Genomic DNA, 22,015 nt, shown 5'->3' on the forward strand with positions numbered 1-22,015 from the left:
TAATGACACATCCAGGATACGTAGACTATAGTTTAAATAATAACTCATCATATAATGTTCAAAGAACTAATGAAGTTGAATTCTTGACCTCTGATGTAATAAAAAATTTAATAAAAAAAAATAATGTGAATTTAATTACATATAATGATGTGAGGAAATAGCATGGAGAAATTGAGGTTTCTTATAGCACCTGATTCTTTTAAGGGAAGCTTAACATCACCGGAAGTTTGTGATGCAATTAGTGAGGGTTTAAAAAAGTCAATTAAAAATATAGAGATTATTAAAATTTCAATGGCAGATGGTGGAGAAGGAACTGCATCAGTAATAACCTCTAATTGCAATGGAGAAATGAAGACTTTAACTTGCATAGGTCAAATGGGTGAGGTTATGGAAGTTAAATATGGAGTTTTAAAGGAAAATAAAACAGCAATATTAGATGTAGCAAGTTGTTGTGGTATTGAAATGTTAGATAAAAATATAAGAACTCCTATAATAACAAGCTCAAGAGTGGTTTGGGAAGTAATTTCATTTTTATTAGATGAGGGATATAGAAAGTTTATTATAGGTCTAGGTGGTTCAGGAACTAATGATGGTGGAGTTGGAATGTTACAATATCTTGGAGCGAGATTTGTTGACAATAGGGGTAATGATATAAATCCAATAGGTGGAGAGTTGATTAATATATATGATATTAGTTTAGATAAATTGGATGAAAGATTGCATAAGAGTGAGTTTATTATTGCTTGCGATGTAAATAATCCTATTATAGGAAAAAATGGAGCTACTCATGTCTTTGCAAGGCAAAAGGGAGCGACAGATGAAGAAGTCGATATTTTAGAACTTGGAATGATGAATTATGTTAATAAACTAATGGAAAAATGTAATATTGATATTTCTAATATACCTGGAGCTGGAGCAGCGGGAGGGCTTGGAGGTGCATTTTATCTTTTAAATGGAAAAATGAGCTCTGGAATAGATATTATTTTAGAGTTAAGCAATTTTGAAGAGAAGTTAGAATCATGTGATATTATAATTACTGGGGAAGGATCTATAGATAATCAAACAAAGTATGGAAAAACGATTTCTGGAATTGCAAAAAGGGTAAAAAATACTAATAAAATAATGATAGTACTTGCAGGTTGTGTTGAAGATGATATAGATGATTTGTATGATATAGGAATAACAAGTATATTTTCTATACAAGATAAGCCTAAAACTTTAGAGCGGGCAATTGCTGATGGGTATAAATCATTAGTAAAGAGTAGTGAAAACATAGGAAGAATAATTTTAAAACTATTACAATAAATAGAAAATTTTTAGAAAACATCAGATTTGAATCTGATGTTTTATGTATATGTTCCTATTTCGCAGAAAAATCAAATAAAGCTAGCCATGGAGTAGATGGAATGACAGTTTATGAACTTAAATATAAAAGCAAGCACTAAAGAAGCATAAATATAAATTAAGAGATATATTAGCTAGGTTAAAACAAGATAAAATCTACGACTAATCTACTATAAACAAATAAAATTCGCGAACACCCTTAAAGAATATTGTAGAATAGTAAATAGTGCTATACTAACATAAAAGTGCCTACTTGTTTTATTAAGGCATATTTTCTATACTAAATATATATTAAGTAATAAAGAAAGGTGAATTTTAGATGAAAGATTTATTTACGCCCTATAAAATAAAGGGCTTAGAATTAAAAAATAGAATAGTTATGCCACCAATGTGCCAATACTCAGTTGAAAATAAAGATGGAATAGCAACAGAGTGGCATTATATGCATTATGTAAGTAGAGCAATAGGTGGAACAGGTTTAATAATAGTAGAAATGACAGATGTTGAACCAGATGGACGTATTACTGATTATGATTTAGGATTATGGTGTGATGATCAAATAGAACCATTAAAAAGAATTATAGATGAATGTCATAAATATGGAGCAAAGGTTGCGGTTCAAATTGCTCATGCTGGTAGGAAAGCAGAAGATGCTGAAATTCCTGTTGCTCCTTCAGCAATACCATTTGATCATTCAAGTAAAACTCCTAGAGAATTATCTACAGAAGAAGTAAAGAAAATGATAGAAAAGTTTAGATTAGCTGTTAGACGTGCCGTTAAAGCTGGATTTGACGCTATAGAAATTCACGGAGCACATGGATACTTAATACATCAATTCCATTCTCCATTAACAAATAAAAGAAGTGATGAGTATGGAAAAGATTTAACAAAGTTTGGATCAGAAGTTATAAAAGCAGCTAAAAATGAAATGCCAGAAGATATGCCTCTAATAATGCGTATTTCGGGAAGAGAGTATGTTGAAGGTGGATATGGAATAGAAAAAGGAATAGAACTTGCTAAGGCATATCAAAAAGCAGGTGCAGATATGTTCCATATAAGTGCAGGTGGAGAAGGTCCAATAGCAGCCGCAGGAAGACCAGGTACTCATGCAGCTTATCAAGTTCCATATGCAAAAGCTATAAAAGAAGCATTAAACACAGAGGTAATTGCAGTTGGAAAGTTAGATGAACCAGAGCTTGCAAATGCTGTAATAGGTAATGAAGAAGCTGATCTTGTAGCAATTGGAAGAGCTATGTTTAGAAATCCATACTGGGCATTACAAGCCGCTGTAAAATTGAATAAGAAAACTGATTTACCTAAACAATATAAGTTGGGCTTTCCAAGAAATATTCAAAATAAATAAGGGGAATGACATGAGAGATTTAAAATATCCAGCTATTTATAAGCATTTTAAAAATAATTATTATGCCGTTATGGGAGTTAGTAATATTCAAGAAGATAAAAATATACTTAATGATAGCGAGGTACTACAAGCTTTTCATACCGAATTAAATTCAACAATAGATATTTATAAAAAGGAAAATTTATATTTTCACTTAGAAAATTACTCAAGGGAATTGGTATTATATAAGGCACTTTATGATGATAAGGGAATATATGCAAGGCCCATTGAAATGTTTTTAAGTGAAGTAGATAGAGGGAAATATCCAGAAGTAAAGCAAGAATACAGATTTGAATTACTTAAATATTAATTAAAAAATAACTGATAGTAATAATAATAAAATTACTATCAGTTATTTTTTTGTTACAAATTTAGATATTTATGTATATTTTTATCTGTTTCTAGTATATGCATTTTAATCCAGTTAGAAACAACATCCAGTATATTGTTGATATACTGCTTTTGATCGATATCTATTGAATAGATATCAAAACAATTAATTTGATCTATAAATGAATCATGAGCAAATTTATGAGATAAGAATTTAGAATATCCATTTTTACGCATAAATTCTTCCTCAGTTTTAAAGTGATAGATAGTATAATCTTTTAGTTGCTCTAAAATTGCTATTATCTTATCATATTTATCATCATCATGGTTTTTAAGTAATAGCTCATAGCAACTATCAAGGATATCGAATAATTCTTTATGTTGATTATCGATAACTTCTATGTTTACAGAAAAGTTTTCAGACCAAGATCCCATATTATACCCCCAGTATAATATATATGATTCAATTAAAAAATGATATAAAGTATGATTTTAGTTATAAAAGATTATGTCATTTAAATAATGTATAAAATTGAAACATATATTTTAATTTTTTTATGTTAATCATTCAAGTTTATGTTAAATATTTAGTGGAAGTTTATAATTTTAGTATGACTTGAATAATATATAATTTTATTATAATATGTGGAAATTAAATGTACAATAATAAAAGAAAAACATGACAAAGAAGTTATGAAGTAGGGTGAATTAATGATATGTAATAGTTTTTATATAATTTAATTAATAATACAAATTTAATATACATAATATAAAATATAGTAATAATTTACTATATAAAAAATACATTTATAGTAACATGTTATATTATTGCTAAATATTATATTGTTTTTTAAAGAAGTAAAAAATAATAAAAAAATATAGAAATTTTACTAAAAATTTAATTAACTAATTGACTCTTCTATTTTATGGGTATATATTATCAATATGGTAATAAAAATAGGTATAGAAATAAATTATTAATATTTTAAATTAAGCAATAAATATATAAAATAACAAATGAAATATAGCATAATAAAATATTTAAATAAGTTTTAGGAGTGAAACTATGGAAATTTTAAAAGTGTTAGTTGGTGAGTTTAAGGGAAAAACTATTGAAAGCTATAATTTAAGGAATTCAAAAGGATTTGGAATAAATGTATTAAATTATGGAGCTATATTAACTGATTTATTAGTACCAGATAAAGATGGAATAATCGAAAATGTAATTATGAAATACAAAGATTTAAATGTATATGAGGAAAATCCTTCTTATTATGGAGCTTTAATAGGGAGAACTTCTGGTAGAATAGCAGAGGGTAAAGTTTTATTAAATGGTAACGTTTTATCATTTAACAAAAATTACGGGTTGAATCAAGGACATGGAGGAGATATTGGATTTAATAAGAAATTATTAGAGGTAAAAACAAATGCTAATGAAAATGAAGCATTTGTTGAATTTTATTACTTAAGTCCATCAGGGGAAGAAGGATATCCTGGTAACTTAAATTTAACTGTAAGGTATACCATTACAGAAGATAATGAATTTAAAATATCATATAAAGCAATAAGTGATGAAGATACTTTGGTTAATTTAACAAATCACAGTTATTTCAATTTGAGTGGAAATTGTAAGGAAGATATACTGAGCCATTACCTATATATAGATAGCGATTTTTTAATTGAGCTTAATGAAAACTCAGTTCCAACTGGAGAAATTATAAATATAGAAGGAACTCCATTTGATTTTACAAATCCTAAGACAATAGGAAGAGATATAGAAGAGGATGACTATCAGCTTAAAATTGGACAAGGATACGATCATCCATGGATTCTAAATGGAGGAAATGATATAAAACTTAAATTGTATCATAAAGCATCTGGTAGACAAATGGACGTTTATACAAATCAAAATAGTGTAGTACTATACTCACTTAATTTCCCAGATGATGAACTTTTAGAGTGTGGTAAAAAGCCGGCAAGAAGAGATGCATTAGCTATAGAAACACAATGTCCACCTATAGGAGAAGATAATATTTTTGTTAAATACTCTATTTTAAGAAAAGGTGAAGAATACGATAAAGAAACAATATATAAATTTTCTATTATATAAACAAAAAGGCAATGCTATTAATGTATTGCCTTTTTGCTTATTATATATGTTTTGTTTTGGTAATATGCAAAAAACAATTTAGGACATAAGTAGCTTATTTAACTTTTTTAGTTATATTTTTCTTAAATATCATTTTTTCTAAAGTTACTATATAAAATATAAGTAGATAACTGTGGAGAGGTATTTATATGCAAAAGAGATTAGCTTATGATATATTTATTGGTTTATTATCGCTAATGAGTGCAATAATGATAATATTAGATCTTATGTATAAACTTCCAATTAGTGTAATAGAAAGCTTTTACTATATAAATTTAATAATTTGTTGTATATTTCTTATAGACTATATATTAAGATTAGTTTTATCTATAAATAAAATTAAATTTTTATTTAAAAATATTATAGATTTAATCTCCGTAATACCCATTATTGGTATGGGAAAATTAGTTTATGCTTTAAATATAGGAGTTACTATAGATATAAAGTTATTATTAAAATTATTTAAAGTTACATTATTGATAATTTTAGTAATTAAGTTTAAAAATAAAATAAAAGAAGCAGTAAGATTAAATAAGTTTAATTACATGTTGATTTTAACAACTATTATAATAATAATAGGAGCTGTAATTATTTCTTTACTAGAAAATATGAGCTTTGCTGATGCAATTTGGTGGAGTTTTGTCACATTTACTACAGTTGGATATGGTGATGTTTTACTTACTACTAACTTAGGTAGAGTGGTTGCAATTTTCTTAATGGTTTTTGGTATAGGGTTTATAGGGGTAACGACAAGTACTATAGCTGCTTATATAATAAATAATGATGGAAAAAAGAAAAGAAAAAAAGATTTTAAGACTGAAACTATAGATTTCATTAAGTACAAAATAGATAATTTAGATTCTTTATCCGATTCTGAATTGGATAATATATATAAAACATTAAAGACTTTAAAATCAGAAAAAAAGAAATAGTATTAAAAAACATTTATTAAGGAGAAAAAAGATATGAAAAAAACTAATAAACAAATTATTACTATAATAGTACTATTATTATTTGTAATAAGCTGTATTTATTTAAGTTATATATATTTGTTTAAATATATAAAAAATATTGAAATAAATTCAGTTGTTTCAATGGAAGAAGTAACTAAAGAAGAAGAAATATTAAATAAGTTTATAAATGAAAAATTAATGGATGAATATGGTGGGATATATACCAATTACAATAATATATCTACAGAAGGGGATTTAACAAAAGGACATGATATTTTATCAGAATCTCAAGGAATGATGTTAAATTATTGTTTATATAAAAATGATCAAGAGAAATTTAATGATTCATTTAAATACATAAAGGAAAATATGTTTTTAAAAAATGGGCTTATAAGCTGGAGAATAGAAAATAATAAAAGCTCAGATGTTTCTGCAACTATAGATGATTTAAGAATAGCAAGAGCTTTAATAATAGGAGCAGAAGAATTCGATAATTTGAAATATAGGTATTATGGAATAAAAATATCAAATGGAATTTATAAAAATTTAATTCAAGAAAATAGATTAATAGATTTTCATGATGGGTATGGCAAAAGTAATGTAACTACATTATGTTATTTGGATTTATATGCATTAAAATTATTCTCTTTATTCGATGATAAATGGAATGATGTATATACTAAATCACTTGAAATTATTAATAATGGATATATTAGTGATGAATTACCTTTATATAGAAAGTATTATGATGGAAATATAGAAATCTTTGATAATGAAGAAAATATCGATACTCTACTATCTATTTTAGTTATTCTTAATAAGGCTGAAGTCAATGAAGATATAAGTAAAAGTGTAGATTGGATTAAAGAAAGATTGAAGTATATTGGATACATATCGACATCTTACAATATAAATACTTTGGATGAAAGTAAAATTGAATCTACATCAATTTATGCAAATATAGCTCAAATAGCAAAGGTTATAAATGATGAGGAACTTTATAATATGGCAATTAATAAAATGAAAAACTTTCAAGTAATAAATGAAAAAAGTAATATATATGGATCTTTTGGTAATGAAAAGACAGAGGATGTGTATTCTTATGATAATTTAAATGCTTTATTAGCCTTTAGAAGAGGGTTTAATAGATAAACTTTGCAGTATATTCTTAAGTATAAATCCATAATATTATTTGATTTTTATATTAGGAATAAGATTATAACTTTATTTAGGTATTAATGTTTGATGATATTTTAACTAAATAAGAAAATCTTTATTTACACTTATATAATAATTTAAATGCAATATGAGAAAAATAGAACTAGTTGCAGAGGATATTATTGGAGGGTTACAAATGAAGAATATATTTAGAATATTTTCAAGAGATATAAAAAGCATAACAACTAACTGGGTTGCATTAGTAATTATTGTTGGACTTATGATATTACCATCTTTATATGCATGGTTTAATATTAGAGCTAGTTGGGATCCGTACGGAAATACAGGAGGAATAAAAGTAGCTATAGTAAATAAAGATAGAGGTGGTAGCCTTAAGGATAAAACCTTAAATGTAGGGGATGAATTAGTAAATAAACTTAAGGAAAATAGTAGCCTCGGATGGAATTTTGTTAGCGAAGAAGAGGGCAATCAAGGCGTAGAAAAAGGAAGGTATTATGCAACTATAGTAATACCTGAAAACTTTACGGAAGAAACATTATCTATAATGGGTAAGGAAATAAAAAGACCTACTTTAATGTATAAGGTAAATCAAAAAAGCAATGCTATTGCACCTAAGATAACTGATAAAGGTGTAACTACAATAAAATCTCAAGTTGATACTAATATAATTGAAACTGTAGACGGAACTATCTTTAAAATATTAAATGAAGCTGGAGTTAGCCTTGAAGGCTCAAGAGATAAAATATTAAGATTGATTAATGGTGTAATAAGCATTAATAGTAGAATGCCAGAAATAGAAAATATAATAAATCAAGCATATGATGGTAGTGCTAAGGCTGATGATTTAGTTAATAAAGTAAAAGATAATTTACCTTTATTGCAAGATACATTAAATACTAGCAATGATTTATTAGCAGACACTAAAAATGCAATAGAAAAGTCTAAAGAAGGTTTAAAAGAAGTTGCTCCAGTAATAAGGGATGATTTGGAATTTATAAAAAATGCTCTTAGTGGAGTAGAAGATGCTATTGATGGATTGATAAATATTAATATTGATAAGGATGCAATAATAAAGGGCCTTGATAATGTAAGCTTACATATTACTGAAGTTAACGATAAGATTAGTAATATAATAAAAGTTTTAGATCCACTATCAAAGTTTAATGATAACTTAAAAGCTGTAATAAATGATTTAAATTTAGCAAGTTCAAAATTACAATCAATTAATAGTATTATAAAAGACATTCAAAATTTAGTATCTAATAATAAGCCAATTGATAAAAATAGGCTTCAACAAATTAAGGATTTAGTAACAAGTAATAAAAATATAATTACTAATATTTTAAATAATTATGATTCACAATATATTCCTGCCATCAATAAAGCAATTGATCAAATGAATATAATTGCTGATAATAGTATTAAACTAGTTGGAGAAGCCACAAGTTCTATTCCTGATATAGCAAGTTTATTAGAAAAATTAGATAAAGGGCTTAAAGTAGGAAGAGAAGATATAGGAAAGCTTAAAGAAGAAATGCCAACTATAAAATCAAGTTTAGCTAATATATCTTCAAAATTGTCTTCTATAAATAATGAGGAAGAAATAAATAAAATATTAAGTTTACTGAAGAATGATTGGCAGGCAATAAGTGACTTTTTAGGTAGCCCAGTAGAAATAAAAGAAGAAATTTTATTTTCTATTCCTAATTATGGTTCAGCAATGTCTCCATTTTATTCAACACTTGCTTTATGGGTAGGAGCGTTAATTTTAGTTTCTTTATTAACAACAAATCCATATGGATTTAATGAAGAAGTAAATTTTAAGCCTTATGAAAAATATTTTGGAAAGTTTTTAACCTTTGCATTTATAGGAATATGTCAATCTTTAATACTAAGTTTAGGTGATATATATTTATTAAAATGTTACGTATTGAATAAATGGTTATTTATAGGAATAAGTATTTTAAGTAGCTTAGTATTTATATTAATAGTTTATACTTTAGTTTCTATATTTGGAAATGTAGGAAAGGCGATTGCAGTTATATTATTAGTAATACAAGTTGCTGGAGCAGGAGGAACTTTTCCTGTTGAAGTGATGCCTAGTTTCTTTAAAAAAGTAAATCCATTTTTACCATTTACATATTCTATTTCAGCAATGAGAGAAGCTGTAGCAGGAATTGTAAAATCAAATTTAACTAGAGATATAACTATGATAGTTATTTATGGAGTAATATCTATAATAATAGGATTATTTCTTAAAGGGCCTATAAATAAGATTAGCAAAAAGTTTATTGATAAACTAAATGAAAGTGGATTAGTAGGTCATTAACAGGAGCTAAAAAATAAATAATTATTACTTTAAACTTATTTACAGTACTTTATAAATAAACAACCATGTATAAAAAGGTAGTTAATATTTTGTTATACATGGTTTTATATTTATGTAGGCTTATATAATTATATAATGATTTTATAAATTTATAAATTTATAAATTTATAATTTTAATAAATTATTGAAAAGTTATATTATATAAATTACAATATAATATATATTGTGCAGATGTGGCGGAATGGCAGACGCATCATCTTGAGGGGGTGACGGGGAATTCCTCGTGCGGGTTCAAGTCCCGCCATCTGCACCAAACAAAATAAATATTTAAATCCGATTAAACCCGTACAGGAATTAACGGGTATAGAGATTCCTTTCTTGATATACTTTTTTATGAAAGGAGATCATATTTATGGATTTGCTAAGACAAATTAATTTGGATACTGGTTGTAAAATCTAAGAGTAATTCATAAGTATTATATAAAAGTAAAGAGTTTACTATATAAATTTGATTATATTATTTGTTATATAGGACAATATTTAATATAAGAGAAATAAAAAGTGACGTTTCTAGACTACATTTCTACTAAGTGATTATAGAGTGTAGTCTTTTTTATTATTAATAAATTAAGTTTGGGTGAAGAATATGAAAGGAAATAGGCTATTTGAAATAATATATATTTTACTAGATAAAAAGAATGTCACAGCAAAGGAATTAGCTGAACATTTTGAAGTGTCCCAAAGAACTATTTATAGAGATATAGAAGATTTATCGCAGTCTGGAGTTCCAATTTATATGACTAAAGGAAAAGGTGGCGGGATAAGTCTTTTATCAGATTTTATATTAAATAAAGCAATTTTATCACAAGAAGAAAAGAAGGAAATACTAGCAGCTATGCAAGGTCTTAATGCTGTTAATAAAAGTGAATTTAATGGAGTATTATCTAAACTAAGTTCATTTTTAGGAGGAGATAATGAAAACTGGATTGAAGTTGATTTTTCAAATTGGGATAAAAATAATACTTTAGGAGAAAAATTTACAACTATAAAGAATTCTATAATAAATAAAAATTTAATATCCTTTGAGTATTTTAATTCAAATGGAAAATTATTAGAGAGAATTGTTGAACCATTAAAACTAGTTTTTAAGGGGCAGGGATGGTACTTGTATGCTTACTGTAGAGAAAGAGAGGATAATAGATTTTTTAAGCTTACAAGAATGAGTAATATAAATATAATTTTAGAAAATTTTAATAGAACGGTTCCTAATAAAATATTTTCAGAAGAAGATACGGGATATTATAATGAATTAATACACCTTAAATTAAGGATAGATAAGAAGCTAGCATTTAGAATATATGATGAGTTCCATAATTATTCTTTAGATGATAATGGTGATTTTATAGTCAATTTAGATTTTCCATCAGGGGATTGGCTATTTGGATATCTAATGTCCTTTGGAGAATATATAGAAGTTCTTGAGCCTTTGAATATAAGAGATGAAATAAAAAAGAAACTGATGTATGCTCTAAAAAAATATTAATATGACATAGTGGTGTCATATTAATATTTATATAATATAGCTATAGTTATTAATTATAGAAGTTTATTTCTAACTTCTAATCTATAGATTATTTATATAATTGGAGGTAAATCATGAATATAATTTTAGGGGCAACAGGACAAATAGGTGCCATGATTGTTGAAAATTTATTAAGCAAAGGTGAAAGTGGTTTAGAAAACAAAATTAGCCTATCAATGAGCTTTAAAGAATACTTAGAAAGTATATTATAAAATTTTTGAGAAAATTTTTTGCTTAAGTATACGATGAAAATAAAGGGAGAGTTATAATGGATAAATTAGATTATAAAAAAGAGTCTAAAGACTTATATTTACCCAAAACACAACCTATGGAAATAACAGTACCTGCAATGACATTTATAATGGTAGATGGAAAAGGAAATCCAAATGATAAAGATGGAGAATATCAGGCTGCTGTTGAGTTATTATATGCTTTGTCTTATACAATAAAGATGAATAAAAAGATAAGAAATGAAATAGAGGACTATTTTGATTATGTTGTACCACCCCTTGAAGGTCTATGGTGGTTAGAAGATGATGATATGGATTTTAGCAAAAAGAATAAATATATTTGGACTTCTATGATACGCCAACCTGAATTTGTAACAAAGGAAATATTCGATTTTGCTTGTGATGAACTTAAAAAGAAAAAGCCTCATATTGATGTATCTAAAGCAAGATTAGAAGTATTTGATGAAGGATTATGTGTTCAATGTATGCATATAGGACCATTTGATCAAGAACACGTAACTATTGAAAAAATCGACAAATTTATATTAGAAAATAACTTGATTAATGATATAGGAAGTGTTTATGAAAAGGGAAGTGTAAGGGGGCACCATGAAATATATTTGTCAGATCCTAGAAGAGTTAATAAAGAAAAGATGAAAACTGTTATAAGACACCCGGTTAGGAGGGAGTAATGGAGGAAGTTATAACATTAAATTATAACAATATTAATTGTGAACATATTTGTTGTTCTTTATCAGATAAAAAAGGTGATTGTGGAGTTTATTTAAAAAAGGAATGGTTAAAAGAAAGATTTAATGATGGGTTAATATTTAATAAAATAAATGTGAGAGGGAAAGCATTTATTGAATATATTCCAATAGAAAATGCATGGGTACCTATTGAAGGTAATAATTATATGTTTATAAATTGTTTTTGGGTATCTGGAAAGTTTAAGGGAAAAGGGTATGCTAATAGATTATTAAATGAATGTATTGATAATTCAAAGAGTAAGGGAAAGAAAGGGATTATAGCTCTTTCATCAAAAAGGAAAATGCCATTTTTATCAGATCCAGAATATCTAAAATACAAAGGTTTTAAAGTATGTGATACTGCTGATCCTTACTATGAGTTATTATATTTACCATTTTCAGATGAATATAACGTGCCTAAATTTAAAAACTATGCAAAGCGTGGAAGAAGTGATGAAAATGGACTAATAATATATTATTCTGATCAATGTCCTCATACAAGCAAATATGTTAATTTAATAAGGAAGATTTCGAAGGAAAAAGGAATAGATATAAAGGTAATTAAGTTTCAAACTAAAGAGCAAGCACAAAATTCTCCATGTCCTTTTACGACTTATAGTTTATTTTATAATGGAGAATTTATAACAAATGAAATATTATCAGAAAGCAAGTTTAATAAATTTATTATTGAAAAGGGGATTATTTAGGAGAGTTATATATGGATTATATAGTCGCAAAAAGTATTATATCTGGATATAGAGAAAGTAATAATTGGTTTGGAATTAATTATAATATGAATATTTATAAGGGTTGTAATCATGGATGTATATATTGTGATAGTAGAAGTGAGTGCTATGGTATAGAAAATTTTGATATAGTTAAAGTTAAGGAAAATTCTTCAGATATAATAAGAAGAGAATTGAAATCCAAAAGGAAAAAAGGCGTTGTTGGAACAGGGGCTATGAGTGATCCTTATAATCCATTTGAGAAGATGTTTTCTTTAACACGCAGTGCATTAGAAAGCATTGATAATAATGGGTTTGGAGTAGCAATTGCAACAAAAAGTGATTTAATTGTAAGAGATATTGATATTTTAACAAGAATTAAAAAACATTCACCAGTACTTTGTAAAATTACAATTACAACAGCAGAAGATGATTTGTGTAGAAAGATTGAACCAAATGTTGTAGTTACATCTAAGAGGTTTGAAGCAGTAAAAAGATTATCGGAGAATGATATTTATACGGGAATTTTACTAATGCCTATTTTGCCATTTATTAATGATACACAAGAAAATATAGTTAGTATTATAAGACTAGCAAAAGAAAATGGGGCTAAATTTATATATCCTGCCTTTGGAGTTACTTTAAGATCTAATCAAAGAGAGCACTTTTTTGATATAATAGATAAATCTTTTCCTAAGATAAAAGAAAAATATATGAAAAGTTTTAGTAATGATTATATGTGTAATAGTCCTAATGCTAGAATTTTATATAAAACATTTAAGAATGAATGTGAAAGATTTGGGTTGCTTTATAAAATGAATGATATAATTGATGGTTACAAAAATGGATATAGTAATGAGCAACTAAGCTTATTTAATATATAATTATAAAATAGAGATACCTTAATTTGGGTATCTTTTATTTATTTTTTAGTAAACTGTAAAAAGGTTAGTCTTTTATAGTTTTCTATTTCAACTGGGAATATGAAGGCTTATATAAATGTTCATAGAAATGGGGAAATAAGAAAATTTACATATTATCTATTTGGGCTTAATTTCATGGAGTTAATTTTGTACAAGCATCTTTTATATGTTATTATTAGTATAAAGTTTATTAGCATATGATGAAAAGCTTCACTTTCAGGAGGAGAAATATGATTAAGGCAGTATTATTTGATTTAGATGGAACATTATTAGATACAAACGAATTAATTTATAATTCATTTGATAAAACTTTTAAAGATAAACTAGGAATGGAATTAAAAAGAGAAGAAATAGTAGACTTTTTTGGAAGACCATTAGGAGATCCATTTAAAAAGCATGCTAAGGAAGAAGATGTTGCAGATTTAGTAGCCTATTATAGAGAATATAATGAGGCAATACATGATACTATGTGCTTTGCTTTTGATGGAGTTAAAGAGCTTTTAACTAGCCTTAAAGAAAAGAAAATTAAAATAGGTATAGTAACATCTAAAAGAGCTGAGCTTGCTATAAGAGGAATGAAGATAGCAGGAGTATATGATTTTATGGATATAATTATAACTCCAGAATCAACAGAACTTCATAAACCAAATCCAGGCCCAGCACTTAAAGCATGTAGTGAATTAGGAATAGAACCAAATGAAGCTATTATGGTTGGAGATAGTCATTATGATATATATTGTGGAAAATCAGCAGGATGTAAGACTTGTGCAGTGAGTTATACTTTTATAGGAATGGATAAATTAAAAGAATCTGAGCCAGATTGTTTTATAGATAAACCAATAGATATTTTAAATTTATTATAACTAGGAGGGTAAAATGAAGAAAATAGTAATTTTAGATGGAAAAACTTTAGGAGAACTAGACTTTGATAAATTAAGAGAATTTGGGGAATTAGCTTATTATGATACTACAAAACCAGAAGAGGTAGTAGAAAGAATAAAAGATGCTAATATAGTTTTAACTAATAAAGTAGTATTAAATGAAAATAATTTAAAAGAAGCTAAAAATTTAGAACTTATATGTGAAACTGCTACAGGTTTTAATAATATTGATATAGTATATGCAAAGAACAATAATATTGCAGTTACAAATGTTGCAGGATATTCAACAAATACAGTAGCTCAACATACATTTGCAACAGTATTATCTTTATATGATAAATTATCTTATTATGATAATTATGTTAAATCTGGAGATTATGCTAAGTCAGGTCTTTTCACTAATGTAAGTAAGCCTTTTTATGAACTAGAGGGTAAAACATGGGGAATTATAGGCTTTGGAGCAATAGGAAAAAAAGTGGCTAAAATAGCAGAAGTATTTGGAGTTAATGTAATTTATTATTCTACTTCAGGAAAAAATTCAAATAGTGAATATAAGAGAGTAGATTTTAAGGCATTATTAGATCAATCAGATATAATTTCTATTCATGCTCCTTTAAACAAAGATACGCAAGGTTTAATTAACTATGATGCACTTAAGAATATGAAAAAGTCATCTATATTAGTTAATATGGGGAGAGGGCCAATAGTAGTTGAAGCAGATTTAGCAAAAGCATTAGATGAAGAACTTATTGCTGGTGCTGCTTTAGATGTATTTGAAGTAGAGCCTATTAAAGAAGATAACCCATTAATATCTATAAGAAATAAAGAAAATTTAGTTGTAACACCACATATTGCTTGGGCAAGTGTAGAAGCAAGAGTGAGATTATTTGAAGAAGTAATTAATAATATTAAAGCCTTTTATAATGGTGAAATAAGAGGAAGAGTTGAATTATAAGATTAATAAATTATTTAGAAATATTTGACAAAAGGTTTTGGTTATAGTATATTACTAATTAACTCAATATTGAAAAGCTTAGAATGAGAGTAGTAGAAAGTAAGAGATGTTAAAGAGAGTAGGGATATGGTGAGAGCCCGCATATTATCGCTTTTGAACTCGCTCAGGAGCTACAAAACTGAATGGGGAAGTAGGTTTTGTCGGTAAAGTTATGCCGTTATTTCAATTAAGTTAAAACTTGGATGGTACCGCGTAAATCGCTCCAATTAGGAGTAGGTTTATGCGGTTTTTAACTTTCCATATATATAAGGGGGCATTTAAATGAATTATAAGAAGTATAAAAGATTTCAAACAATTAAGCTAAAGGAAAGAACATGGCCAGATAATGAAATTAAAAAAGCACCGATATGGTGTAGTGTTGATTTAAGAGATGGAAACCAAGCATTGATTAATCCAATGACAGTAGAAGAAAAACTAAAGATGTTTAATCTTTTAATAGAATTAGGATTTAAAGAAATAGAAGTTGGTTTTCCATCAGCATCTCAAATAGAGTTTGACTTTTTAAGAACATTAGTAGAAAATAACTTGATTCCTGTAGGGGTAAAGATTCAAGTTTTAACACAAGCTAGGCCACATTTAATACAAAAGACATTTGAAGCGTTAGAAGGAGTAAAAGAGGCCATAGTTCATATATATAATTCCACATCTATATTACAAAGAGATGTTGTATTTAATATGAGTAAGGATGAAATAAAATCTATAGCAGTAGATGGAACAAAATTAGTTAAGGAGCACGCTAAGTCTTTTAATGGGAAATTATATTTAGAATACTCACCAGAGAGCTTTACAGGTACAGAAGTTGATTATGCTCTTGAAGTATGTGAAGCTGTATTAGATGCATGGGAAGCTACTAATGAAAATAAAGTAATAATAAATTTACCATCTACAGTAGAAATGGATACACCTAATGTATTTGCAGATCAAATAGAATGGATGGTTAAAAATTTTAGAAATAGAAATAGAATAATTTTGAGTGTGCACCCACATAATGATAGGGGGACTGGCGTTGCTACTGCAGAGCTTGCAATGTTAGCAGGAGCAGATAGAATTGAAGGAACTTTGTTTGGAAATGGAGAAAGAACAGGAAATGTAGATATATTAAATTTAGCATATAATATGTTTTCTCATGGAATAGATCCTAAGCTTCAATTAGATAATATAAATAAAATAATAGATGTATATGAGAAGTGTTGCAAAATACCTGTTCATATAAGGCATCCTTATGCAGGAGAACTAGTATTTACTGCGTTTTCAGGTTCTCATCAAGATGCAATAAATAAAGGCATGAAAAAGTATCTAGAGAGAAATAATGATATTTGGGAAGTTCCATATTTACCTATAGATCCTAGTGATTTAGGAAGAGAATATGAAGCCTTAGTAAGAATAAATAGTCAATCAGGAAAAGGTGGAGTAGCCTTCGTTTTAGAAAGCCATTTTGGGTATAAGATGCCTAAGAATATGCATAAAGAGTTTGGAGCTATAATACAAAAGGTAACAGAAAAGTGTGGAGAAATATCACCAATGGTGATTATGGAGAAATTTAAAGAAGAGTATTTAGATGTTGTAGGACCATTTAAATTATTAAAGCTTAAGATAGAAGATAGTGATAGTATAAACATTGAATGTCAAAATACTAAAATAAGTGTTACTTTCTTATTTAATGGAGAAGAAAAAAGCCTTATAGCAGAAGGAAATGGACCAATAGATTCATTAAAGAAAGCATTAATTAAAAGTAATTTAGTAGAAACTACAATATTGGATTATGGAGAACATTCTTTAGGAGAAGGATCAGAGGCTAAAGCAGCTGCTTATGTTGAGATGAAAAGGTTAGATAATTCTAAGGTTACTTTTGGAGTAGGGGTAGATAGTAATATAACTATAGCATCAATAAAAGCAGTATTTAGTGCTATAAATAGACTTTATAGAAATTAGAAAATTAGATATTAGAGTATTTTAGCGAGCTCAAATTTTAGGTTGAAAATTTAAAATCACATTAAATTTAGCATTAAAATTCAAATAGTTATAAAGTAACTATTTAACTAGTTTTAATGCTATTTTTTATAAAAAACACATGTAAATTAAAAACAAGTTCGCAGCGTTAATAAATTTATTAATGTTGTGAACTTTAATGTGATTTTTTATGTGAATAAATCAGAAAAATCAAATTGAATATATTTGAAAATTGTGTTGTTATAATATTAAATAAGCATTTCGCAAGAGTATTAAATTATTCTCTATTTATATTTAAATGGGAGGAGTTATATGGTAACTAAAAAGAAAATAGAAAAATTAGGATATAAGTTAGCGATAATTTTTTTTGTAATACAAATAATAATTTTTTGCACATATAGAGAAATAACTGTTATTTTTAATGTGTTCTTAACTATCGCATCAATTTTATTAGCTACTACAACTGTCTATAAATATTTTTTCAAAAAATGATTTCCAATAAAATATGTATCATAAAAGTAAGATTAAGATAATATTTTTATCGAAGGCTATGATAATAAACAACTTTAATATATTACAAACTAGAAAAGATCGAGCATAAACTCGACCTTTTTTGTGTGGTTTTTGAATATGAAAGTATTAAATAGCTTTATAGATTCTCAGCCTTTTCTTCTGACCATTTATTTTCTTGCCATTCTCTAAGTAAGTCATCAAGAATTTTTCTTAAAACTTTACCAATGATATAGTAGCAATTATCATTAAGATTTGCTAGTGAAACTCTTAAGGACCATTCAGATGAAGCAAATCCATCTCCGTTTAATAAAATTACAGAATACTTTTTAGCTAAATCATATAATATGTCAAATGGAGTATAATTCGATAATATATAGTTAGAAAAATCTTCGTTAAATTTATTTCTTGCCCAATCAATTATATTTAATTCAGTATAATAAGAAGCATCATTATGGTTTTCTATAATATCTAATTGCATGCCTTCGAATAATAGAGCTTTACGTCTTTTACATATTTCAATAGTAAGATTTTTATATTTATTACTACTATCAACAAGAGCAAATCCACAGAATAAAGCCATTTGAACTTGCTGTGGAGTTGATAAACCAGCAGTATGATTAAGAGCAACTTGTCTACTATCTGCTACCAATCTATCAATAAATTTTATATCACTAGGGCTAGATGACATATGTTTATATCTTTTATTTATCTCAACTTTATCATCAGGTGAAAGATTGAATAAAAGATTATTAAATACATTATTTTCATTTAGAAAGATTGCACCAAGTCTCCAGCCTGTAACACCAAAGTATTTTGATAAAGAGTATACACCTATAGTGTTATATGGTAAGTGAGCAATTATAGATTTAAAATTATCTACAAATGTACAATAAACATCATCAGTTATTATCATTAAATTCGGATTGTAGTTTTTAACTATATTAATTAAATCATTTTTACATTTATCACTTAATGCTATTGAAGCAGGATTGTTTGGATTAACAATAAATAGTGCTTTTATGTCAGTATCTTTAAGTTTTTCTAGTTCCTCAATTGGATATTGCCAAGTTGGATTATTATTTTCATCTAATTCATTGGCATGAATTCTTACAACTTCAAAATTATAGTTAGGTAAGTGAGGAATTTCTAGATAAGGTGTAAAAATAGGTGTCATTAAAGCAATTTTATCACCTTTATTTAATAGCTTGTTTGATGTTAAAGAATCAAATATATAACACATTGCAGCAGTTCCGCCTTCTACAGCAAAAACGTCAAATTTGTTATTAAATTTAGTATCGCAACATAATTCTTTTAGTAAATATTTATTAACTATCTTTTCTATATGTATAAGCATTCTATCTGGAACTGGATAGTTATCACCAATAATTCCATCAGTAATTTCAAATAGAAAATCATCTGGATTAAAATTAAATTCTTTTATACAATAATCTATTATTTCTTTCAATAAATTAATTCCAAGTAAATTAGTATTTTTATTATAATAATCTAAAAATCTTTCATAAATTCTACTTTTGCTGACCATACCAGCTAAATCATCTATGCATAAATTTCTTTGGCATTCTAAAACTGCAAATTGTCCAAGAGTGAAAAATGCTTGTCTAGGAGTTGAGGAAGTCCAGTTAGGGTTACCTCTGCCAGCATCTAAAATATTTCCATTAAATTTTTCCTTATTAAGATTAGCTAATTCTATTAATTTATCTTTAAATTCGAAAGGACTTATTTTACCATAAAGGTTTGATAAGTGTTCCTTTGTTAATGTTATATCCATTATGGGTACTCCTTTTCAAATATACTATTAATTCCTATTAATAGTATATAACCCCACTACAAAAAATCAAGGAATTCTTGCAAAAAATATAATTAGTGAAATAAAAGATTCAAAAAATGTTAATTAATTAAAATATATAAGTCATAAAAGATATAAAATTATTAATATGTTAAATATTTATAATTATAAAATTAAAAATTATTAAGTAGATATTTTATAATTAATATAATGAATGGTTGAAGTTTTTAATATAAGCGTATATAATTATAGCATAAGTTAATAACGTTCGGTTGAAGATAGTGGGAGAGAGATTTTTAGATAAATCCACCGAAGAAGTAAATCTTTCAGGTATTAGGACCGCTATTGGACGAACCTCTGGAGAGACTCAGAGATGAGCACCGAAGGAGCAAGATAATTTAAATTTTAAATTATTGAAACTCTCAGGTAAAAGGACAGGGGATAAGATAGGTCTATAAAGTTTTATTATTTTATTAGGCTTGTTTACCTATCTATTCTCCTCCGTAAATTTAAATTTAAGGGGGATTTTTTTATGTTAAATCAAATTCAATCAATTTTAAGCACTATTGATAGTATAATATGGGGACCACCATTGTTAATACTATTAGTAGGGACAGGAATATATTTGACGTGGAGGCTAAAACTTCTGCAAATATTTAAATTACCATTAGCACTAAAATATATATTTTCAAAAGATGAAGACAATGATGAAGATGCAAAGGGTGATGTTACTAGTTATGGAGCATTATGTACCGCTTTGTCTGCAACTATAGGAACAGGTAATATAGTGGGAGTAGCCACTGCAATTAAAGCAGGAGGGCCAGGGGCGCTATTTTGGATGTGGATAGCAGCTTTTTTTGGTATGGCTACTAAATATGCTGAAGGATTACTTGCTATAAAATATAGAGAAGTAGATGAAAATGGTCAAATGTCTGGTGGACCGATGTATTATATAAAAAATGGACTGGGACTAAATTGGTTAGCTAAATTATTTGCAATATTCGGAGTAGGTGTTGCTCTGCTTGGAATAGGGACATTTGGGCAAGTGAAGTCTATTGCAGATGCTGCACAAATAGGGTTTAATATTCCATTAGTAGCTACAGCTGTAGTAGTAACTATACTAGTTGCTTTAGTTACATTAGGAGGAATAAAAAGAATTTCAAGTGTATCAGAAAAAGTTGTTCCTTTTATGGCTATACTATATATAGTAGGAGTTATATTGGTACTAATATTTAACTTTACGAAAATACCTTCAGCTATTAGTTTAATAATAAGAAGTGCATTTAATCCTGAAGCTGCTTTAGGTGGAGCAGTAGGAATAACAATTTCTATTGCTATGCAAAGAGGGATTGGAAGAGGAGTATTTTCAAATGAAGCAGGACTTGGTAGTGCTCCTATAGCAGCTGCAGCAGCAAAAACAAATTCTCCTGTTAAACAAGGATTAATTTCTATGACAGGGACATTTATTGATACAATTATAATTTGTACAATGACTGGGATAGTTATAGTTGTTACGGGAAGTTTTAGTGGTAATTTAGAAGGTGCTGCTTTAACTACAGCAGCCTTTGAAAATGGTTTACCAATAGCCATATTAGGGAAGTATATAGTTAATATGGGATTAATATTCTTTGCATTTACAACTATATTAGGATGGAATTATTATGGTGAAAGATGTATAGCATACTTATTTGGAGTAAGAGGAATAAAACCTTATAAAATTATATTTATAGTCTTAGTAGCAATAGGGCCTTTCTTACCATTAGAGATGATATTTATTATAGCAGATATAGTTAATGGACTTATGGCATTTCCAAATCTAATTGGATTGATAGGACTGAGACATGTGATAGTTTCAGAGACAGAAATATTCTTTAATGATTTAAGAGTAAAAGGTGATTCAGCAGTTGAAGAGAAAATGACAGTTTAAGGTGGAGAAGTCCACCTTTTTTAAATA

20 protein-coding genes, 1 tRNA gene, 1 riboswitch and 1 other annotated feature are annotated in these 22,015 nt (G+C 27.1%); of the genes, 19 read left to right on the forward strand and 2 right to left on the reverse strand.

What is annotated here, in order from left to right; all coding sequences use genetic code 11:
* Positions 1–2: 2 nt before the first annotated feature.
* The 4 genes from CSBG_RS18460 to CSBG_RS04235 all read left to right on the forward strand — a co-directional run bounded on the left by CSBG_RS18460 (position 3) and on the right by CSBG_RS04235 (position 3,056).
* Positions 3–161 carry a hypothetical protein gene (locus tag CSBG_RS18460; protein WP_198007863.1) on the forward strand — a complete coding sequence of 53 codons (159 nt, stop codon included), beginning with the start codon at positions 3–5 and terminating at the stop codon, positions 159–161.
* A gap of 1 nt (position 162) precedes the next feature.
* The gene (locus CSBG_RS04225) at positions 163–1,305 is read left to right on the forward strand and encodes a glycerate kinase (RefSeq protein ID WP_008677365.1); all 1,143 of its coding nucleotides are present in this window, start codon (positions 163–165) and stop codon (positions 1,303–1,305) included.
* Positions 1,306–1,663: 358 nt separating this feature from the next.
* Complete coding sequence (locus CSBG_RS04230; RefSeq protein ID WP_008677367.1) at positions 1,664–2,707, forward strand: NADH:flavin oxidoreductase/NADH oxidase; 1,044 nt, start codon at positions 1,664–1,666, stop codon at positions 2,705–2,707.
* 10 nt (positions 2,708–2,717) lie between these two features.
* Positions 2,718–3,056 (forward strand): DUF1653 domain-containing protein, encoded by a 339-nt coding sequence (locus CSBG_RS04235; RefSeq protein WP_008677369.1) that lies wholly within the window; start codon positions 2,718–2,720, stop codon positions 3,054–3,056.
* A 53-nt stretch (positions 3,057–3,109) separates the two neighbouring features.
* Here CSBG_RS04235 and CSBG_RS04240 read toward each other — a convergent pair whose 3' ends face one another.
* On the reverse strand, positions 3,110–3,511 hold the full coding sequence (locus CSBG_RS04240; protein WP_008677371.1) for a bacteriohemerythrin: 402 nt from the start codon (positions 3,509–3,511) through the stop codon (positions 3,110–3,112).
* 631 nt (positions 3,512–4,142) lie between these two features.
* On the opposite strand from CSBG_RS04240, the gene CSBG_RS04245 reads away from it, so the two are divergent.
* The 14 genes from CSBG_RS04245 to CSBG_RS04305 all read left to right on the forward strand — a co-directional run bounded on the left by CSBG_RS04245 (position 4,143) and on the right by CSBG_RS04305 (position 18,233).
* The gene (locus CSBG_RS04245; protein WP_008677373.1) at positions 4,143–5,186 is read left to right on the forward strand and encodes an aldose epimerase family protein; all 1,044 of its coding nucleotides are present in this window, start codon (positions 4,143–4,145) and stop codon (positions 5,184–5,186) included.
* 188 nt (positions 5,187–5,374) lie between these two features.
* A complete protein-coding gene (locus tag CSBG_RS04250) occupies positions 5,375–6,157 on the forward strand; it encodes a potassium channel family protein (RefSeq protein WP_008677374.1) in 783 nt (260 codons plus the stop codon).
* 33 nt (positions 6,158–6,190) lie between these two features.
* Positions 6,191–7,330, forward strand: coding sequence for a glycosyl hydrolase family 8 (locus CSBG_RS04255; protein WP_008677375.1), 1,140 nt, complete (start codon positions 6,191–6,193; stop codon positions 7,328–7,330).
* A gap of 202 nt (positions 7,331–7,532) precedes the next feature.
* Positions 7,533–9,686 carry a YhgE/Pip domain-containing protein gene (locus CSBG_RS04260; protein WP_035285012.1) on the forward strand — a complete coding sequence of 718 codons (2,154 nt, stop codon included), beginning with the start codon at positions 7,533–7,535 and terminating at the stop codon, positions 9,684–9,686.
* Positions 9,687–9,913: 227 nt separating this feature from the next.
* A tRNA-Leu gene (locus tag CSBG_RS04265) sits at positions 9,914–9,999 on the forward strand.
* Between the two features lie 333 nt (positions 10,000–10,332).
* Positions 10,333–11,229, forward strand: a complete 897-nt coding sequence (locus CSBG_RS04270) for a YafY family protein (RefSeq protein WP_008677377.1) — start codon at positions 10,333–10,335, stop codon at positions 11,227–11,229.
* Between the two features lie 113 nt (positions 11,230–11,342).
* Positions 11,343–11,480, forward strand: a complete 138-nt coding sequence (locus tag CSBG_RS18190; RefSeq protein ID WP_008677378.1) for a hypothetical protein — start codon at positions 11,343–11,345, stop codon at positions 11,478–11,480.
* Between the two features lie 56 nt (positions 11,481–11,536).
* Positions 11,537–12,190, forward strand: coding sequence for a GyrI-like domain-containing protein (locus CSBG_RS04275; protein ID WP_008677379.1), 654 nt, complete (start codon positions 11,537–11,539; stop codon positions 12,188–12,190).
* Complete coding sequence (locus CSBG_RS04280; RefSeq protein WP_008677381.1) at positions 12,190–12,954, forward strand: N-acetyltransferase; 765 nt, start codon at positions 12,190–12,192, stop codon at positions 12,952–12,954. The genes CSBG_RS04275 and CSBG_RS04280 overlap by 1 nt, the downstream gene beginning before the upstream one ends.
* Positions 12,955–12,965: 11 nt before the next feature.
* On the forward strand, positions 12,966–13,856 hold the full coding sequence (locus tag CSBG_RS04285; RefSeq protein WP_008677383.1) for a radical SAM protein: 891 nt from the start codon (positions 12,966–12,968) through the stop codon (positions 13,854–13,856).
* A 269-nt stretch (positions 13,857–14,125) separates the two neighbouring features.
* On the forward strand, positions 14,126–14,758 hold the full coding sequence (ppaX, locus tag CSBG_RS04290; protein WP_008677384.1) for a pyrophosphatase PpaX: 633 nt from the start codon (positions 14,126–14,128) through the stop codon (positions 14,756–14,758).
* Positions 14,759–14,771: 13 nt separating this feature from the next.
* Positions 14,772–15,731: a D-2-hydroxyacid dehydrogenase gene (locus CSBG_RS04295; protein WP_008677386.1), complete on the forward strand. Its 960-nt coding sequence runs from the start codon at positions 14,772–14,774 to the stop codon at positions 15,729–15,731.
* A gap of 70 nt (positions 15,732–15,801) precedes the next feature.
* Positions 15,802–15,999: a binding site (T-box leader), on the forward strand.
* A gap of 53 nt (positions 16,000–16,052) precedes the next feature.
* Positions 16,053–17,723, forward strand: coding sequence for a 2-isopropylmalate synthase (gene leuA, locus CSBG_RS04300; RefSeq protein WP_008677388.1), 1,671 nt, complete (start codon positions 16,053–16,055; stop codon positions 17,721–17,723).
* 330 nt (positions 17,724–18,053) lie between these two features.
* Positions 18,054–18,233, forward strand: a complete 180-nt coding sequence (locus tag CSBG_RS04305) for a hypothetical protein (protein WP_008677389.1) — start codon at positions 18,054–18,056, stop codon at positions 18,231–18,233.
* 157 nt (positions 18,234–18,390) lie between these two features.
* Here CSBG_RS04305 and aspD read toward each other — a convergent pair whose 3' ends face one another.
* Positions 18,391–20,043, reverse strand: a complete 1,653-nt coding sequence (aspD, locus tag CSBG_RS04310) for an aspartate 4-decarboxylase (protein WP_008677390.1) — start codon at positions 20,041–20,043, stop codon at positions 18,391–18,393.
* A gap of 365 nt (positions 20,044–20,408) precedes the next feature.
* Positions 20,409–20,509: riboswitch (glycine riboswitch) on the forward strand.
* An 84-nt stretch (positions 20,510–20,593) separates the two neighbouring features.
* Here aspD and CSBG_RS04315 point away from each other — a divergent pair.
* Positions 20,594–21,988, forward strand: coding sequence for a sodium:alanine symporter family protein (locus CSBG_RS04315; RefSeq protein ID WP_008677391.1), 1,395 nt, complete (start codon positions 20,594–20,596; stop codon positions 21,986–21,988).
* Positions 21,989–22,015: the final 27 nt, after the last annotated feature.

It is taken from the genome of Clostridium sp. 7_2_43FAA, from assembly GCF_000158375.2.
GTDB classification, from domain to species: Bacteria; Bacillota; Clostridia; order Clostridiales; family Clostridiaceae; genus Clostridium; species Clostridium tertium.

What these genes read in the sequence shown, in the direction of transcription:
- CSBG_RS18460 (WP_198007863.1), top strand. Translation starts at nt 3, where the DNA reads ATGACACATCCAGGATACGTAGACTATAGTTTAAATAATAACTCATCA.
- CSBG_RS04225 (WP_008677365.1), top strand. Translation starts at nt 163, where the DNA reads ATGGAGAAATTGAGGTTTCTTATAGCACCTGATTCTTTTAAGGGAAGC.
- CSBG_RS04230 (WP_008677367.1), top strand. Translation starts at nt 1,664, where the DNA reads ATGAAAGATTTATTTACGCCCTATAAAATAAAGGGCTTAGAATTAAAA.
- CSBG_RS04235 (WP_008677369.1), top strand. Translation starts at nt 2,718, where the DNA reads ATGAGAGATTTAAAATATCCAGCTATTTATAAGCATTTTAAAAATAAT.
- CSBG_RS04240 (WP_008677371.1), bottom strand. Translation starts at nt 3,511, where the DNA reads ATGGGATCTTGGTCTGAAAACTTTTCTGTAAACATAGAAGTTATCGAT.
- CSBG_RS04245 (WP_008677373.1), top strand. Translation starts at nt 4,143, where the DNA reads ATGGAAATTTTAAAAGTGTTAGTTGGTGAGTTTAAGGGAAAAACTATT.
- CSBG_RS04250 (WP_008677374.1), top strand. Translation starts at nt 5,375, where the DNA reads ATGCAAAAGAGATTAGCTTATGATATATTTATTGGTTTATTATCGCTA.
- CSBG_RS04255 (WP_008677375.1), top strand. Translation starts at nt 6,191, where the DNA reads ATGAAAAAAACTAATAAACAAATTATTACTATAATAGTACTATTATTA.
- CSBG_RS04260 (WP_035285012.1), top strand. Translation starts at nt 7,533, where the DNA reads ATGAAGAATATATTTAGAATATTTTCAAGAGATATAAAAAGCATAACA.
- CSBG_RS04270 (WP_008677377.1), top strand. Translation starts at nt 10,333, where the DNA reads ATGAAAGGAAATAGGCTATTTGAAATAATATATATTTTACTAGATAAA.
- CSBG_RS18190 (WP_008677378.1), top strand. Translation starts at nt 11,343, where the DNA reads ATGAATATAATTTTAGGGGCAACAGGACAAATAGGTGCCATGATTGTT.
- CSBG_RS04275 (WP_008677379.1), top strand. Translation starts at nt 11,537, where the DNA reads ATGGATAAATTAGATTATAAAAAAGAGTCTAAAGACTTATATTTACCC.
- CSBG_RS04280 (WP_008677381.1), top strand. Translation starts at nt 12,190, where the DNA reads ATGGAGGAAGTTATAACATTAAATTATAACAATATTAATTGTGAACAT.
- CSBG_RS04285 (WP_008677383.1), top strand. Translation starts at nt 12,966, where the DNA reads ATGGATTATATAGTCGCAAAAAGTATTATATCTGGATATAGAGAAAGT.
- ppaX (WP_008677384.1), top strand. Translation starts at nt 14,126, where the DNA reads ATGATTAAGGCAGTATTATTTGATTTAGATGGAACATTATTAGATACA.
- CSBG_RS04295 (WP_008677386.1), top strand. Translation starts at nt 14,772, where the DNA reads ATGAAGAAAATAGTAATTTTAGATGGAAAAACTTTAGGAGAACTAGAC.
- leuA (WP_008677388.1), top strand. Translation starts at nt 16,053, where the DNA reads ATGAATTATAAGAAGTATAAAAGATTTCAAACAATTAAGCTAAAGGAA.
- CSBG_RS04305 (WP_008677389.1), top strand. Translation starts at nt 18,054, where the DNA reads ATGGTAACTAAAAAGAAAATAGAAAAATTAGGATATAAGTTAGCGATA.
- aspD (WP_008677390.1), bottom strand. Translation starts at nt 20,043, where the DNA reads ATGGATATAACATTAACAAAGGAACACTTATCAAACCTTTATGGTAAA.
- CSBG_RS04315 (WP_008677391.1), top strand. Translation starts at nt 20,594, where the DNA reads ATGTTAAATCAAATTCAATCAATTTTAAGCACTATTGATAGTATAATA.